General features: G+C 72.8%; 12 protein-coding genes, 1 tRNA gene and 1 pseudogene. 7 read left to right on the top strand and 7 right to left on the bottom strand.

The window, feature by feature from the left end; genetic code table 11:
* The first annotated feature begins 3 nt into the window (after positions 1-3).
* From ACIPEQ_RS09060 to ACIPEQ_RS09030, 7 genes are all read left to right on the top strand, one after another.
* Complete coding sequence (locus ACIPEQ_RS09060) at positions 4-1,146, top strand: DNA polymerase III subunit delta' (protein ID WP_402714892.1); 1,143 nt, start codon at positions 4-6, stop codon at positions 1,144-1,146.
* Positions 1,147-1,334: 188 nt separating this feature from the next.
* Complete coding sequence (locus ACIPEQ_RS09055) at positions 1,335-1,970, top strand: TetR family transcriptional regulator (RefSeq protein WP_209678444.1); 636 nt, start codon at positions 1,335-1,337, stop codon at positions 1,968-1,970.
* Positions 1,971-2,014: 44 nt separating this feature from the next.
* A tRNA-Thr gene (locus ACIPEQ_RS09050) sits at positions 2,015-2,087 on the top strand.
* A gap of 123 nt (positions 2,088-2,210) precedes the next feature.
* Positions 2,211-3,236 carry a Gfo/Idh/MocA family protein gene (locus tag ACIPEQ_RS09045; protein ID WP_402714891.1) on the top strand — a complete coding sequence of 342 codons (1,026 nt, stop codon included), beginning with the start codon at positions 2,211-2,213 and terminating at the stop codon, positions 3,234-3,236.
* 11 nt (positions 3,237-3,247) lie between these two features.
* Positions 3,248-4,741: a D-alanyl-D-alanine carboxypeptidase/D-alanyl-D-alanine-endopeptidase gene (gene dacB, locus ACIPEQ_RS09040; protein ID WP_402714890.1), complete on the top strand. Its 1,494-nt coding sequence runs from the start codon at positions 3,248-3,250 to the stop codon at positions 4,739-4,741.
* Positions 4,742-4,845: 104 nt separating this feature from the next.
* Positions 4,846-5,466, top strand: coding sequence for an isochorismatase family protein (locus ACIPEQ_RS09035; RefSeq protein WP_209824158.1), 621 nt, complete (start codon positions 4,846-4,848; stop codon positions 5,464-5,466).
* On the top strand, positions 5,463-6,971 hold the full coding sequence (locus ACIPEQ_RS09030; protein ID WP_402714889.1) for an NAD-dependent succinate-semialdehyde dehydrogenase: 1,509 nt from the start codon (positions 5,463-5,465) through the stop codon (positions 6,969-6,971). Before ACIPEQ_RS09035 ends, ACIPEQ_RS09030 begins: the two co-directional genes overlap by 4 nt.
* A gap of 53 nt (positions 6,972-7,024) precedes the next feature.
* Here the strand turns inward: ACIPEQ_RS09030 and ACIPEQ_RS09025 are convergent, their stop codons facing one another.
* From ACIPEQ_RS09025 to ACIPEQ_RS08995, 7 genes and pseudogenes are all read right to left on the bottom strand, one after another.
* Positions 7,025-8,890: an ABC transporter ATP-binding protein gene (locus ACIPEQ_RS09025; RefSeq protein ID WP_402714888.1), complete on the bottom strand. Its 1,866-nt coding sequence runs from the start codon at positions 8,888-8,890 to the stop codon at positions 7,025-7,027.
* Between the two features lie 285 nt (positions 8,891-9,175).
* Positions 9,176-10,597: an MFS transporter gene (locus ACIPEQ_RS09020; protein WP_402714887.1), complete on the bottom strand. Its 1,422-nt coding sequence runs from the start codon at positions 10,595-10,597 to the stop codon at positions 9,176-9,178.
* 267 nt (positions 10,598-10,864) lie between these two features.
* Positions 10,865-11,506, bottom strand: a pseudogene (gene ribA, locus ACIPEQ_RS09015) (GTP cyclohydrolase II); the annotation flags it as partial.
* An 11-nt stretch (positions 11,507-11,517) separates the two neighbouring features.
* On the bottom strand, positions 11,518-12,645 hold the full coding sequence (ribD, locus tag ACIPEQ_RS09010; protein ID WP_402715243.1) for a bifunctional diaminohydroxyphosphoribosylaminopyrimidine deaminase/5-amino-6-(5-phosphoribosylamino)uracil reductase RibD: 1,128 nt from the start codon (positions 12,643-12,645) through the stop codon (positions 11,518-11,520).
* Between the two features lie 12 nt (positions 12,646-12,657).
* Positions 12,658-13,254 (bottom strand): GNAT family N-acetyltransferase, encoded by a 597-nt coding sequence (locus ACIPEQ_RS09005; protein WP_402714886.1) that lies wholly within the window; start codon positions 13,252-13,254, stop codon positions 12,658-12,660.
* A gap of 11 nt (positions 13,255-13,265) precedes the next feature.
* Positions 13,266-14,276 (bottom strand): tryptophan--tRNA ligase, encoded by a 1,011-nt coding sequence (gene trpS, locus ACIPEQ_RS09000; protein WP_402714885.1) that lies wholly within the window; start codon positions 14,274-14,276, stop codon positions 13,266-13,268.
* 35 nt (positions 14,277-14,311) lie between these two features.
* A complete protein-coding gene (locus ACIPEQ_RS08995; protein ID WP_126891845.1) occupies positions 14,312-15,154 on the bottom strand; it encodes an exodeoxyribonuclease III in 843 nt (280 codons plus the stop codon).
* Positions 15,155-15,303: the final 149 nt, after the last annotated feature.

The raw sequence follows: 15,303 nt of genomic DNA, 5'->3' as shown, positions 1-15,303 counted from the left end.
CCCGTGAGCGTGTGGGACGGCCTGACCGGACAGGACGACGCGGTCGCCGCCCTGCGCAGCGCGGCCGAGGCGCCCGACGGCACCGGCGGCATGACCCACTCGTGGCTCATCACCGGGCCGCCCGGATCCGGACGGTCGAACGTCGCCGCCGCCTTCGCCGCGGCCCTGGTCGGCGACGGCGCGGACGACGACCACGCCCTGCAGCAGATCACCGCCCGCACCCATCCCGACGTCTCGGTGCTGACCACGCAGCGCGTCATCATCACGATCGACGAGATCCGGCAGCTGGTCACGTCGTCGTACTACTCACCGTCGGTGGGGCGGTACCGCATCGTCATCATCGAGGACGCGGACCGCATGACGGAGCGCACCTCGAACCTGCTGCTCAAGGCGCTCGAGGAGCCGCCGGAGCGGACGGTGTGGATCCTGTGCGCGCCGAGCGAGGCCGACCTGCTCCCGACGATCCGCTCTCGCGTCCGTTCCGTGCGGCTGCGCGTGCCCGACGTCGCGTCCGTCGCCGAGCTCATCGTCACCCGCACCGGGGTCGACCGCGCGCTCGCCACCGACGCGGCGCGTCAGGCGCAGAGCCACATCGGCATGGCCCAGCGGCTGGCGACGAGCGAGGACGCCCGTGCCCGTCGACGCCGCACGCTCGAGACCGTGCTCGGCGTGCGCTCGGTCGGCGACGCCGTCATGGCCGCGGCCGAACTCCTGTCGGTCGCGGACGAGGACGCCAAGGCGATCACCCAGCAGCGCGACGGCGAGGAACGGGACGCCGCGCTGCGGTCGCTCGGCGTGGAGCCGGGCGGCACGGTCCCGCCGGCGCTGCGGTCGCAGCTGCGGGCCCTCGAGGAGGACCAGAAGCGCCGGGCGACGCGGAGTCTGCGCGACGGCCTGGACCGCATCCTGGTCGATGTCTCGTCGTTGTACCGGGACCTCCTGCTGCTCGGTCTCGGCGCACCGGCCGAGCCGGTCAACCTGGCGATGCGCGACCAGCTCGACCGGGCGCTCGAGACGGTGCCACCGGCATCGGCGCTCGAGGTCCTCGACGCCATCGCCCTGGCACGACAGCGGATCGCGGCGAACGTCGCGGCGCTCCTCGCCCTCGAAGCGCTGCTCGTGACCATCGCCCGCGCGACCCGCTGACCGGAGCCGGCGGACCATCGCCCGCGCGATGCGCTGACCGGACCCGGCGGACCATCGCCCGCGCGACCCGGTGAACGGAGCTGGCGAGGCGGACGCGCGTCGAGCCTGCCGGCCGGGTCAGCGACCACCCACCGGACCCTGCGCAACCCCGCAGCCGAGCGCCCCGACCGTCGTGAGAAGATCGCGACATGCCCGAAGCCGCACCCGGACTGCGTGAGCGCAAGCGCCGCGCCACCCGTCTCGCGATCCAGCAGGCCGCCCTGCGGATCGCGCTCGACTCCGGCTGGCCCGCCGTCACGGTCGATGAGATCGCCCGACGCGCCGACGTGTCCCCGCGCACGTTCTTCAACTACTTCCCGAGCAAGGAGCAGGCCCTCCTCGGCGACGACCCGACCCTGCCGACCGGCCCGGCGCTCGACACGTTCCGCGCCGGGGGCCCGAGCGGAGAGCTCCTGGCCGACCTCGGCACCCTGCTCGTGCACACGACGAGTGAGCTGGTCGAGGAGCGCGGCCTGCTCGCGGAACGGCAGCGGGTGCTCCGCGCCGCGCCCGAGCTGTTCACCCGGCGCATGGCGTCGATGAAGGAGTTCCAGGCCGAGATCGAGGAGGCCGTGTCGGCGCGGCTCGCAGCGACCGAGCCGGACGTCGCGGCGGACCCGGACGCGCTGCGTCGACGGGCCCGACTCGCCTCGGTGGTGGCGCTCGCGGCGCTGCGGCACGCCTGGTGGGAGTGGTCCGACGGGGCCTCGGAGTCGGAGCTGTTCGAGGAGCTGCAGCGATCGTTCGACGAGCTCGGGGCGCTCGTTTCGCGTTCCCTCGTCTGAACCTGTATAGTCATTGCTCGTGCCGCTCCGGGAACGGAGCGTCCGCCGCCTTAGCTCAGTCGGCAGAGCGATTCACTCGTAATGAATAGGTCGTCGGTTCGATTCCGACAGGCGGCTCGACACCGGAACCCCCGGTCGGACGATGTCCGACCGGGGGTTCCCTCGTTCTGGCCGGCAGTCGCTGCTCGGCCACGGACCGAGCCCGGTCGCCGCTCGGCAGCCCCCTGGTAGACAGGTCCCATGACGGTTCGCTGGGGAGTCATCGGCACGGGCGGCATCGCCCACTCGTTCGTGGCGGACTGCACCGCCGCCGGCATCGAGTTCGTCGCGGTCGGCAGCCGCACGCGCGGGTCCGCCGAAGCGTTCGCCGCCGAGCACGGCATCGCCCGCGCGCACGGCTCCTACGCCGACCTGGTCGCCGACCCGGACGTCGACGCCGTCTACGTCGCCACGCCCCACTCCCGCCACGCGGAGGACGCGCTGCTCGCGATCGCGGCGGGCAAGCACGTCCTGGTCGAGAAGGCCTTCACCATCACGGCGGCCGAGGCACGCCGCGTGGTCGACGCCGCCCGCCGCGCCGACGTGGCCGTGACGGAGGCGATGTGGACCCGCTTCCTGCCGCAGATGCGGATGATCCGGGAGCTCGTCGCCGAGGGGCGCATCGGACGCCCGCGGCTCGTCGAGGCCAGCCACCACCAGGCCCTGCCGACCGACCCCCACCACCGGCTGAACGACCCGGCGCTCGGGGGCGGAGCGATGCTGGACCTCGGCGTCTACCCGATCTCGTTCGCCGTCGACGTCCTCGGCGTGCCGACCACGGTCACAGCAGCGGGCACGGTGAGCGAGCAGGGTGTGGACACGCAGATGGGCGTGGTGCTCACGCACGAGGGCGGGGCCCAGTCGGTGCTCCACTTCGCACTGGACCTGCGGAGTCCGAACACGGCGTCGATCATCGGCGAGGACGGCCGCATCGACCTCGACGACACCTGGTACACGCCGACGACGTGGCGGCTGCGCGACCGCGACGGCACGGTGCTCGAGGAGTTCGACTCGCGTGAGGAGCTCGCCGGCTACGCCCACGAGGCGCGTGCCTTCGAGGCGATGGTCACCGCCGGCACCCACGAGGGCGGCCCGATGGACCCCGAGGAGACGGTGGCCGTCATGGCGGTCATGGACGAGGCCCGCCGGCAGGTGGGCGTCCGCTACGCGGCAGACGACGAGGGACCGGACCGATCCGGTCTGGAGGCTCCTCCCGCGGTTCCGTAGGATCGGTCGCGATGTCCGACCAGCAGCCCTCGTCGAAGTCCGTCCCGGCACGCCTCCGCGGCGCCGCCTCGTCACTGCGCCGCGCGGTGGCGCGCCGACCGGTCCCGTGGATCGCCGGTGGTCTCGTCGGTGTGCTCGTGCTCGGTTCGGGCGCGTCGTTCGCGGTGGCCGCCGCGACGATGCCGTCGCGCCAGTCCGCAGCCACGGCGTCCGCGGCCACCACCGCACCGTCGGGCACGCCACAGGCATCCGCGACGCCGACCGCGACGCCGACCACCGACGCGCGCGCCGTGCCCGAGGCCCCGGCAGGGCCGACTGCCCTGCGCACCTGCACCATCGACGCCGCGGCCTCGGCCGCCGGGCTCGGCTCGTTCGAGGGCTTCGTCATGGACGCGGCATCGGGTGAGACGCTCTTCTCGCGGAACGGGGAGCAGGCCGCACAGACCGGCAGCGTGATGAAGACGCTGACGAGCGCCACGGCCCTCGCAGTCCTCGGCGGCGACCACCGGATCCCCACCACCGTGACGCGGGAGGGCGACGGCACCGTCGCGCTCGTCGGGCACGGCGACGCGACGCTCTCGGCCGGCAACGGCACGGTGTACCCGGGGGCGCCGAGCCTCGCGCAGCTCGCACAGCAGGTGAAGGCAGCGCTCGGTGACGCCCCGGTGACGACCATCGTCGCCGACGACAGCTACTGGGACGACGCCGATGCGTGGGACCCGACCTGGCCGGAGAGCGAGCGGACGATCGGGTACCAACCGCGGGTCACCGCGCTCATGGTCGACGGCGACCGGGCGAACCCGGCGGCAGCGACTTCGCCCCGTTCCACCGACCCGGTCGGGCGCGCCGGAGCAGCCTTCCGCACGGCACTCGCGAACGCGGGCGTGGTGGGCGCCGGGAGCGCGCAGGTGGTGCAGCGTGCCACCACGAGCACGGACCAGATCGCATCGGTCTCCTCGCAGCCGGTCTCGACGCTGATCGGGCAGATGATCCCGAACTCCGACAACACCCTGGCCGAGATGCTCGCCCGCGTCTCGTCGAAGGAGTCCGGCGCAGGCGGATCGGCGGCGTCGCTGACCGGTGTCTACCAGAAGGCCCTCGCCGCGTACGGCGTGGACCCCGCGGGCATCACCATCAAGGACGGCTCGGGGGAGAGCGCGGCGAATGCGGTGTCACCGTCGTTCGTCGCCCACCTGATGGTCGCGGTCGCCGCGGGTGAGAAGGGCCTCGGTGTCCTGTCCGAGTCGCTGCCGGTCGCCGGCGTGTCCGGCACCCTGGCGAGCCGCTTCACCGGCGACAACGCGGTCGCTCGTGGCAAGGTGCACGCGAAGACGGGGTGGATCGACAGCGCGAACACGCTCGGCGGGTACATCGACGCGGCGGACGGCCGACGCCTGACCTTCGCGTTCTACGCCATCGGGTCCTCGCGTGCCGCCGCGCTGCCGGCGCTCGACGCGGTGACCGCGGCGACGTTCCGGTGCGGCGGGAACCTGACCTCGTCGTGATGCGCGCGGTGTCCTGACACCGGCCAGGCCGGGCCGTGCGTGCGCCGCCCGGACCGCGGGTCGCGCCTCACCGCGTCCGGAGCCGCGAGGTGCAGGATGGACGCATGGCCAGGGCACTGCTCGTCGTCGACGTCCAGAACGACTTCACGGAGGGCGGTGCACTCGGTGTGACCGGTGGCGCTGCCCTCGCGAAGCGGATCAGCGCCTTCACCGGCCGCCACGGGGACGAGTACGACCTCATCGTCGGATCGCGTGACTGGCACCACGGCGACGACGACAACGGCGGACACTTCGCCGGTCCCGAGGGGCCGGACTTCGTGGACACGTGGCCGGTGCACTGCGTCGGCGGTACCCCGGGCGCGGAGTACCACCCGGACCTCGACACGAGCGTGATCGACGTGCACGTGTACAAGGGTCGGGGGCGACCGGACTACTCGGCCTTCCAGGCGAGCACCGACGACGGCACCGCGCTGCCGGACCTGCTCGCGGAGCGTCGGGTGACGACGGTCGACATCGTCGGCATCGCCACCGACCACTGCGTGCGCGCCACGGCGCTCGACGCGCGGGCCGCCGGGTACGACGTCGCCGTCTACGACGACCTCGTGGCCGGTGTGGACGCGGAGCGCAGCGCACGCGCCCTGGACGAGATCAGCGCGGTCGGCGGGCACGTCGACCACAGCGACATGGACGAGGGGCTCGCGAACCCCGGAGGAGCAGTACTGTGACCACCACCCGAACGACCACCGGCCCGACCACCACCGTCGCCGACGAGCACGTCTCCGTCGCCGACGTCCCCACCGGGCTGTTCGTCGGTGGCGCATGGCGTCCCGCGAGCGGTGGCGCGACCTTCCCCGTCCGCGATCCGAGCACGGGCGAGGTCCTCGCCGAGGTCGCCGACGCCACACCCGAGGACGGCATCGCCGCGCTCGACGCCGCCGTGGCAGCGCAGGAGGGATGGGCGGCGACCGCACCGCGCACGCGCTCGGACGTCCTGCGCCGGGCGTTCGACCTGGTGCACGAGCACGAGGACGACCTCGCGGCCCTGATGACGCTCGAGATGGGCAAGCCGCTCGCGGAGTCCCGCGGCGAGGTCGCCTACGGCGGCGAGTTCCTGCGGTGGTTCTCGGAGGAGGCCGTCCGCATCTCGGGTGACTACCGCACGAACCCGGAGGGCACCGGTCGCGGCATCGTGCTCCGGCGCCCGGTCGGCCCGGTCTACGCGATCACGCCCTGGAACTTCCCGCTCGCGATGGCGACCCGCAAGATCGGTCCGGCGCTCGCCGCGGGCTGCACGGTCGTGCTGAAGCCCGCCGACCTGACCCCGCTGACGACGCTGTTCCTGGTCGAGCTGTTCCGCCGCGCCGGGCTGCCCGACGGGGTGCTCAACGTGGTGCCCTCCCGTGACGCGAAGGCGCTGTCCGAGCCGATCATCGCCGACCGCCGCCTGCGCAAGCTCACCTTCACGGGCTCGACCCCGGTCGGGTCGGCGCTGCTCAAGCAGGCGGCCGACAACGTGCTCAAGACGAGCATGGAGCTCGGCGGCAACGCACCGCTCCTCGTCTTCGACGACGCCGACCTCGACGAGGCCGTCGCCGCGGCGATGCAGGCGAAGTTCCGCAACGTCGGTGAGGCCTGCACCGCCGCGAACCGGTTCTTCGTGCAGGAGGGCATCGCGGACGCGTTCACCGCGGCCCTCACCGCGAAGGTCGAGGAACTGCGCATCGGCCGCGGCACCGAGGACGGCACCACCATCGGCCCGCTCATCGACGACCGTGCGGTGGACAAGGCCGCCGGACTCGTCGACGACGCCGTGCAGCGGGGTGCTCGACTCGTGACCGGTGGGGAACGGATCGATCGGCCGGGCACCTTCTACGCACCCACGGTGCTCGACGAGGTCCGGCCGGGGTCGGACATCCTCACCACCGAGATCTTCGGCCCGGTCGTGTCGATCACGCGCTTCGCGACCGAGGAGGAGGGCATCCGCCTCGCGAACGACACCGAGTACGGGCTGGTCGCGTACGCGTTCACGACGGACTTCCGCCGGGGGCAGCGGCTCGCCGAGCGCCTCGAGACCGGCATGCTCGGCCTGAACACGGGCGTCGTGTCGAACGCGGCGTTCCCCTTCGGCGGGGTGAAGTCCTCGGGGCTCGGCCGCGAGGGCTCGCACGAGGGCCTCGAGGAGTACCTGGAGTCGGTCTACGTCCTGACCCCGGACCCGTTCGCCGCCTGACCCCTCCCGCACGACCCGCGGGATCGACGCGACGGACGTCGGCGGGATCGACGTCAGACCAGCAGCTGGTGCTTCGCCAGGTCGCGGTAGAGCGGGGTGGACTGCACGAGCTCGGAGTGCGTGCCCGTGCCGACGACCCGACCGTGCTCGAGCACGACGATGACGTCCGAGTCGACGACCGTGGACAGCCGGTGCGCGATGACGAGCAGCGTGCGGTCCGCCGCGACGGCGTCGATCGCCAGGCGCATCTTCTGCTCGTTCACCCCGTCGAGCGACGAGGTCGACTCGTCGAGCAGCAGGATCGGGGGAGCGGCGAGCAGTGCCCGGGCGATCGCCAGCCGCTGCCGTTCACCACCGGAGAGCATGACGCCGTCCTCGCCGACCTGGGCGTCGAGCCCGCGCGGGTCGCGGTGCAGCACGTCGCCCAGGTTCACGGCCTCGAGGACGCGGACGCACTCGGCCTCGGACGCGTCGGGTGAGCCGAGCAGCAGGTTCGCCCGGATGGTTCCGGCCAGCACGGGTGCGTCCTGCTCGACGTACCCGATCTGCGCACGGAGCTCGGCGCGGTCGAGCCCGCGCACGTCGACGCCGCCGAGCCGGATCACGCCCGAGGTCGGGTCGTAGAAGCGCTCGATGAGCGCGAGGGTCGTGGACTTGCCGGCGCCGGAGGGGCCGACCAGTGCGACACGCGAGCCGCGGGGCACACGGAACGACACGTCGTCCAGCACCACGTCGTCGGCCGGGCCCGTGTCGTCGGCATCCGCCGCGCCTCCAGACCGAGCAGACGGAGTGGACGGCACCGGCGCACCCGCCGCGCCGTCCGCGCCGGACGCGTCCGCGGCCCGCGCGTACCGGAACGTGACGTGCTCGAAGGCGATCGCGTCGTCGCTCTCGGTCGCCGCGGCGACCCGGACGGCCGCGTCGTCCTGGTCCTCGGTCGGCAGGTGCAGGATCTCCTCGATCCGGCCGAGGGCACCGAGCGCCTGCGCGACGGCGACGGCCGCGCCGAGGGCCTGGCCGAGCGGCATGACCATCATGAAGAGCAGCAGGATGAAGGTGATGAGCGTGGCGATGGTGATCTGCCCGGCGGCGACCTGCGCACCGCCGACCCCGAGCACGGCGATGAACGCGACCTGCATGACGATGCTCGCGACGGGGACGACGAACGCGGACATCTTCGCGATGTCGAGGCCCCGGCGGTAGGCCTCGGTCGCGTGGCCGTCGACCTCGGCGACCTCGCGGTCGGTGGCCCCGGCGGCACGGATGGTCCGGACGGCGCCGATGCCCCGCTCGACCGCGGCGGTCAGGTCGCCGACCTTCTCCTGCGCACGCTTGGACGCGATGCGGATGCGTCGGCTGAGCCCGCCGACGACGACGATCGCGACGAGCACGATGACGACGGTGATGCCGAGCAGGAGGGGGTCGATGACGGCCATCGCGACGATCGCGCCGACGAAGGTGAGCGCACCGCCGATCGACTCGATCAACCCCTGCGTGAGCACGGCGCGCAGCAGGGTGGTGTCGCTGCCGACGCGGGACACCAGGTCGCCGGTGCGGCGGGTGTCGAACTCCGAGATCGGCAGGTTGAGGATGCGGGCGATGAGCTTGCGGCGGGTGGAGAGCACCACGCCCTCGCCGGCGCGCTGGAGCAGGAAGTGCTGCACGCCGTTGAGCACACCGGACACGAGCACGAGGGCGACGAGCGCCCACACCAGGATCGAGAGCGTCTGGCCGCGCTGCACGGCGGTGACGACCTGGTTCACGAGCAGCGGCTGCGCGAGCGAGGCGCCGGCTCCGAGGACGCTCAGCACGATGATCACGGCCATCGCGGGCTTGTTCTCGAACAGGTAGGTCAGCAGGCGACCGAAGCTCGCGCGGGGTCCCTCGGACGGCTTGCGGCGTGCGGAGAAGAGGCTCATCGTTCCTGGTTCCTGCCGCCCGTGCGGGGTGTGCTGGCGGCCGTCGTCCATCTTCGCACCGTCGCGTGGGAGCGGGGTGCGCGGGAGCGGTGCGTGGTGCGGCCCGCTGTCGTACGACACCCGCGTCGTCGTGCGACAGCGGGCATGTCGTTCCGCAGCGGCACGACGCGCCGACACACGCGAGCGCGCACCCGCACGGCCCCGCACACGACGCAACGGGAGGCGCGGTGCCGGACCGGCACCGCGCCTCCCGTCGTGTCGGGTGGTCGCGTCAGGACCCGCCGGTCACGCCCGCAGGTCTGCCGGGGCGGCGTCCGGCGAGCCGGCGGCGTCGGCCTCGTCGAGCCCGGCGCCCTTCGTCTCCCGGACGAAGAACAGGGCGACCACGGTCACGACGGCGGCGAGCGTCAGGTAGAGCCCGACCCACACGATCGTGCCGTCCGGCTGCCACAGCGCCAGGGCGATCGTCGGCGCGAGCGACGCCCCGAGGATCGACGCCACGTTGTACGCGATCGCGGACCCGGTGTAGCGGACGTTGGTCGGGAAGAGCTCGGGCAGCAGTGCGCCCATCGGCCCGAACGTCAGGCCCATCAGCGACAGCCCCACGATCAGGAAGGTCACGACGGTGATCGGTCCGGTCGACGCCGCGAACCAGATCTGGAACGTCAGGCCGAAGAGGGCGATGCCGATCGTGGTGGGGATGAGCGTGCGACGACGGCCGTACTTGTCGGCGAGCCACCCGGCGATCGGCGTGAAGATGCCGAAGAACACCACACCGATCATGAGCAGGGTGAGGAACTCGCCCCGGCTGTAGCCCAGGCCGACCTTCGGCACGAGCGGACCGGCCTCGGCCGCGGTGGTGCCGTAGGACAGCGTGAACGTCGTCATGAAGTAGAAGAGCACGTAGGTGGCGACCATGCCGAAGGTCCCGATGATCAGGGCCTTCCACGAGGTGCGGAACACGCGACCGAGCGGCACCTTGGCGACCGAGCCGGACTCCTGCACGCCGCGGAACACCGTGGACTCGACGAGCTTGAACCGGACGTACAGGCCGACGATCACGAGCACGGCCGAGAGCAGGAACGGGATGCGCCAGCCCCACGCCTGGAAGTCGGCGTTCGGGGTGCCGTCCGCACCGGCGGGCATCGCGGCGTTGATGGCGATGAACAGGCCGTTCGCGAGGAGGAAGCCGATCGGGGCGCCGAGCTGCGGCATCGACCCGAACACACCACGCTTGCCCTTCGGGGCGTTCTCGGTCGCGAGCAGCGCCGCGCCGGACCACTCGCCGCCGAGGCCGACGCCCTGGGCGAAGCGCATCACGGCGAGCAGGACCGGCGCCCAGATGCCGATCGACGCGAAGGTCGGCAGGCACCCGATCAGGAACGTCGCCGTCCCCATCACGAGCAGCGAGGCGACGAGGGTGGCCTTGCGGCCGACCCGGTCGCCGAAGTGGCCGAAGACGATCGACCCGACCGGACGGGCGAAGAACGCCAGGGCGAACGTCACGAAGGACGACAGCTGCGAGGCCGTCGGGTCCTCGTTCGGGAAGAACAGGGTCGGGAAGACGAGGACGGCAGCGGTCGCGTAGACGTAGAAGTCGTAGAACTCGATCGAGGTGCCGACGAGGCTGGCGATGATCACGCGGGAGCGCGGGTTGCCGGTGGGCTTCGTGTCGGTCGTGGCGGCGGGTGCCGGGGCGGCGGTCATGTACGGGGACTCCGAGGGGAGCGCTCAGGGGGAGCGCGGCGGCGTGCCGAAGCTGCGGACACCGGTCGGTCGCGCTTGGTGGCGCGTGCTCGGACCGGGTGCGTTCGGTGGGTGGTGGGACCGCTCGTGACGGGACCCTCACCTTACGACACCCGTCGCGCAGCTGGAAATCGGCCGGGAGGCCCGTGGCCGCGTCCGCGCGTCGCGGAACGTCCGTCGGACGGCGGCGTCCGTCAGCTGGCCGCTTCGGTCGGCTGGCCGCGTCGGTCAGCCGGCCGCGCCGGTCTCGAGGTGCGCGGGCAGCTGGTGCCCCATCCGGTCCCGCTTGGTGTCGAGGTACCCGGCGTTCTGCGCGACGACGCCCACGACGAGCGGGACGAGCGAGGAGACCTCGATGCCGTGCTCCTCGAGCTGCCGCCGCTTCTCGGGGTTGTTCGACAGCAGGCGCACGCGCGAGATGCCGAGGTCGGCGAGGATGCCGGCGGCTCCGCCGTACTCGCGCGAGTCGGCCGGCAGCCCGAGCGCGAGGTTCGCGTCGAGCGTGTCGAGGCCGTCCTCCTGCAGGCGGTAGGCCTTGAGCTTGTTGATCAGCCCGATGCCGCGTCCCTCCTGCCCGCGGAGGTAGACGACGACACCGCCCTCGGTGGCGATGGTGTCGAGCGCGGCGTCGAGCTGCGGACCGCACTCGCACTTCAACGACCCGAACGCCTCGCCGGTCAGGCACTCCGAGTGCACGCGCACGAGGGCGTCGTCACCGGGAGCGGATCCGTCCGGCAGTGCGGCGATGATCGCGACGTGCTCGGCGCTCGTGACCAGGTCGCGGTAGGCGCGCATCTCGAACGTGCCGTGGGTGGTCGGGACGGTGGTCGCGACCTCGAACTGCACCGGGCTGCCCGGGGTGGGGGAGGTGAGGGCGTCGGTCATGGGGTGCTCCGGTCGTTCTGTGCCTGGTCGGGGGTCCCGGTCGTCGCGGCCGTCGACGTCGCGTCGTCGGGCCGGGCGGTGCCGGCCCGGGCGCGGTGGGGTCGAGCGCGGACCAGGAGGTCGGGTCCCAGGCTGGTGGTCGATGTGATGTCCAACGGGTGGCGGTCGCCGATGCTTCCCACGCCGACGTCCCCGATTGCGACGCGCGGGCCACCGAGCAGCACGGGCGCGAGGTACACGAGCAGCTCGTCGACGAGGCCGGCGGCGATCAGTGCGGAGGCGACGGTGGGACCGCCCTCGACGAGGACGCTGTGCACGCCGTGGTCGCGCAGGGTCCGCAGCGAGGCGGCCAGGTCGTGTCCCGGCAGGGCCACCAGGCCTCGGGGGTGGCGTCGGACGGCGGCGTCGTCGGGCACCGGTCGGTCGCCGACGACGACGGGGAGCGGCTGGTCGGCGAGCAGTTCGCCGGCGTCACCGCGCGCGGTGAGGCTCGGGTCGTCGGCGAGCACGGTGCCGGTGCCGACCAGGATCGCGTCGTGTGCGGCCCGCTGCTCGTGCACGTGCTGCCGTGCGGCGGCGCCGGTGATCCACTTGCTCGTGCCGTCCGCAGCGGCGGCGCGACCGTCCAGGCTGGCGGCCCACTTGACGGTCACCCACGGGCGCCCGGTGCGGACGGACAGGAGCCAGCGCTCGAGGAACGCCTCGGCCTCGTCCTCCAGGACGCCGCTGACGACGTCGACACCGGCCGCACGGAGGCGTTCGGCACCGCCGCCCGCCTGCTCACCCGGGTCGTCGACCGCGTGGACGACCCGGCCGACGCCGGCCTCGATCAGCGCGAGTGCGCACGGGCCGGTCCGGCCGACGTGGTTGCACGGCTCGAGGGTGACGACGGCCGTGGCGCCCCGCAGCTGTTCGGCGGGCACCTTCGCCATCGCGTCGACCTCGGCGTGCGGGGTCCCCGCGCCCTTGTGCCAGCCCTCGGCGAGGACGTCCCCGGCGGGGGAGAGCAGCACGGCACCGACCCGCGCGTGGTCACCGACGACGGGTCCGAGCGCGGCGAGCTCGAGCGCACGACGCATCGCCCGGACTTCCTCGGGGCGGGCGCGCGGGTCGGACGGCGACATCACGCTCCGACACTACCGACGGGGCGTCGGTGACGCGTCACCGTGCTGTCCCCTGTCAGCGAACGACGCCGCCGGCCAGGGCAGGTCGGACGCGGGGACGCCGTCGGCGCGACGGAGGCCGGTCCAGGCGGTCGTCGGCCCGCCGTCGCGGTCGGGGATCCGGGCGGTCCCGGTGCCCGTGAACGAGAAGCCGGTCGCACGGGCCACCGACGCGGAGCCGACGTTGCCCTCGTAGCACTCCCAGTACACGTCGGGCGCCCCCTGGGAGAACGCCCACTCGACGACGAGCTCGACGGCCGCGTGCATCAGCCCCTCGCCCCGGGCCGTCGGTGCGAGCCAGAAGCCGAGGTCGCGGTGCTCGGTGCGGAACGACACCACGCCCTCGAGCCACGTCGACCCCGGTCGCCGGATGCCCCACGTGTACTCGCGGTCGGACGCCCATCCCGGACCGACCAGGGCGTCGACGAAGGTCTGGGCGTCGCGCGCGGTGTACGGCGTCGGGACCGTGGTCCAGCGCACGACTGCCGGGTCCTGGCAGCCCTGCGTGACGGCCGCCGTGTCGGACCGGGTCGGCACCGTCAGGTGGACCCGGTCCGACGACAGTGTCACGGGGAGCATCGTCAGCCGCGCGAGCGGGGCACGAAGCCGATGCGGTCGTACACCCGGGCGAGGGTCGCCTGCGCGATGGACTCGGCGCGCTCGGCACCGAGCGCGAGCAGGTGGTCGAGCTCGGCCGGGTCGTCGAGCAGTTCGAGCGTGCGGGCACGCACCGGCTCGAGCTCGGCGACGACGGCGTCGGCCACGGCGCCCTTGAGGTCGCCGTACCCCTTGCCGACGAACTGCTCCTCGAGCGACGCCACCGGGGTCCGCGTGAACGCCGACAGGATCGCGAGCAGGTTCGTCACACCGGGCTTCTCCTGGCGGTCCGCCCGGATCTCGCGCTCGGTGTCGGTGACCGCCGACCGGATCTTCTTCGCCGTGCGCTTCGGCTCGTCGAGCAGGCGGATCAGCCCGTTGTCCGACGCGGCGGACTTGCTCATCTTGCTGGTCGGGTCCTGCAGGTCGTAGATCCGCGCGGTCTCGGTGCCGATCTGCGCCTTCGGCACCACGAAGGTGTCGCCGAAGCGCGAGTTGAACCGGGTCGCGAGGTCGCGGGTGAGCTCGACGTGCTGCCGCTGGTCGTCGCCGACCGGCACCACGGCGGTGTCGTAGAGCAGGATGTCCGCGGCCATCAGGATCGGGTACGTGAAGAGCCCGACCGACGCGGCCTCGGTGCCCTGCCGCGCCGACTTGTCCTTGAACTGGGTCATCCGACTCGCCTCGCCGAAGCCCGTCAGCGTGTTGAGGACCCACGCGAGCTCGGCGTGCGCCGGCACGTGCGACTGCACGAAGAGGGTCGACTTCGTCGGGTCGATGCCGGAGGCGATGTACTGCGCCGCGGTCGCCCGGGTGCTCGCGCGGAGCTCGGCCGGGTCCTGCGGGGAGGTGATCGCGTGCATGTCGACGACGCAGTAGATGGCGTCGTGGTCGTCCTGCAGGTCGCGCCACTGCATGAGCGCCCCGACGTAGTTGCCGAGGTGGAGGGACCCGGCCGACGGCTGGATGCCCGAGAAGATGCGCGTCTTGGTCATGGAGGTGTTCCTGTACTGCGTGGAGTGGGAGGAGGTCAGAGTTCGTAGTCGACGACCACGGGAGCGTGGTCGGACCACCGCTGGTCGTAGGCCGCAGCACGGTCGACCGTGTAGCTCGTGACCTTCGCCGCGAGGTCGGGGGTGGCCACCTGGTAGTCGATGCGCCAGCCCGAGTCGTTGTCGAAGGCCTGCCCGCGCCACGACCACCACGTGTAGGGTCCGTCGACGTCGCCGGCCTGCTCACGCCCGACGTCGACCCAGCCGAGGCCCGGCCCAGTGGACCCGTCGGCACCCTCGACCTGCTCGCCCTCGGCCCCGAAGAACCGCGAGAAGTAGGCGCGCTCGCGGGGCAGGAAGCCGGCGCGCTTGACGTTGCCCTTCCAGTTCTTGATGTCGCGCTGGTCGTGCCCGACGTTGAGGTCGCCGACGACGACCGCGAGCGGGTTGTGCGCGCGCAGGGCGGGCAGCCGCTCGGTCATCGCGTCGAGGAACTTCCACTTCTCGTCCTGCTTGGGGGTGTCGACCTCGCCCGAGTGCACGTAGCAGGAGACGACCGTGACCGTGGTGCCGTCGAGCTCGTAGTCGGCCTCGATCCAGCGGCCGGCGGAGTCGAAGTCCGACGGGCCGAGCTCGACGCGGTGGATGTGCGCGCGGTGCCGCGAGGCGATGGCGACCCCCGCGCGGCCCTTCGCCGTGGCCGGGTCGTGCACGATGTCCCACTCGTCGCCGAGCAGCCCGGCCAGGTCGTCGCTCGAGGCGCGGACCTCCTGCAGGGCGAGCACGTCGACGTCGCGCGTGTCGAGCCAGTCGCCCATGCCCTTGCGGAAGGCGGCGCGGACGCCGTTCACGTTGACGGATGCGAGGCGCAGGCGTGTCATGCCGACCACCCTACCGACGCGCGCCGACGGCCCCGCGCGCCGCCGTTCCTGCGTCGGTGGAGCAGCAACTGTCGGGTGCGGACCGGCGACCCGACGTCTCCTGCTCCACGACGGCCGTGACCGCGCGTACGGACGGACGGGAGGCCCGT

This window comes from Curtobacterium sp. NPDC087080, from assembly GCF_044745105.1.
Lineage (GTDB): Bacteria > Actinomycetota > Actinomycetes > Actinomycetales > Microbacteriaceae > Curtobacterium.
Note: the sequence above shows the minus strand (reverse complement) of the source record. Positions and strands in the feature narration are given on the sequence as shown.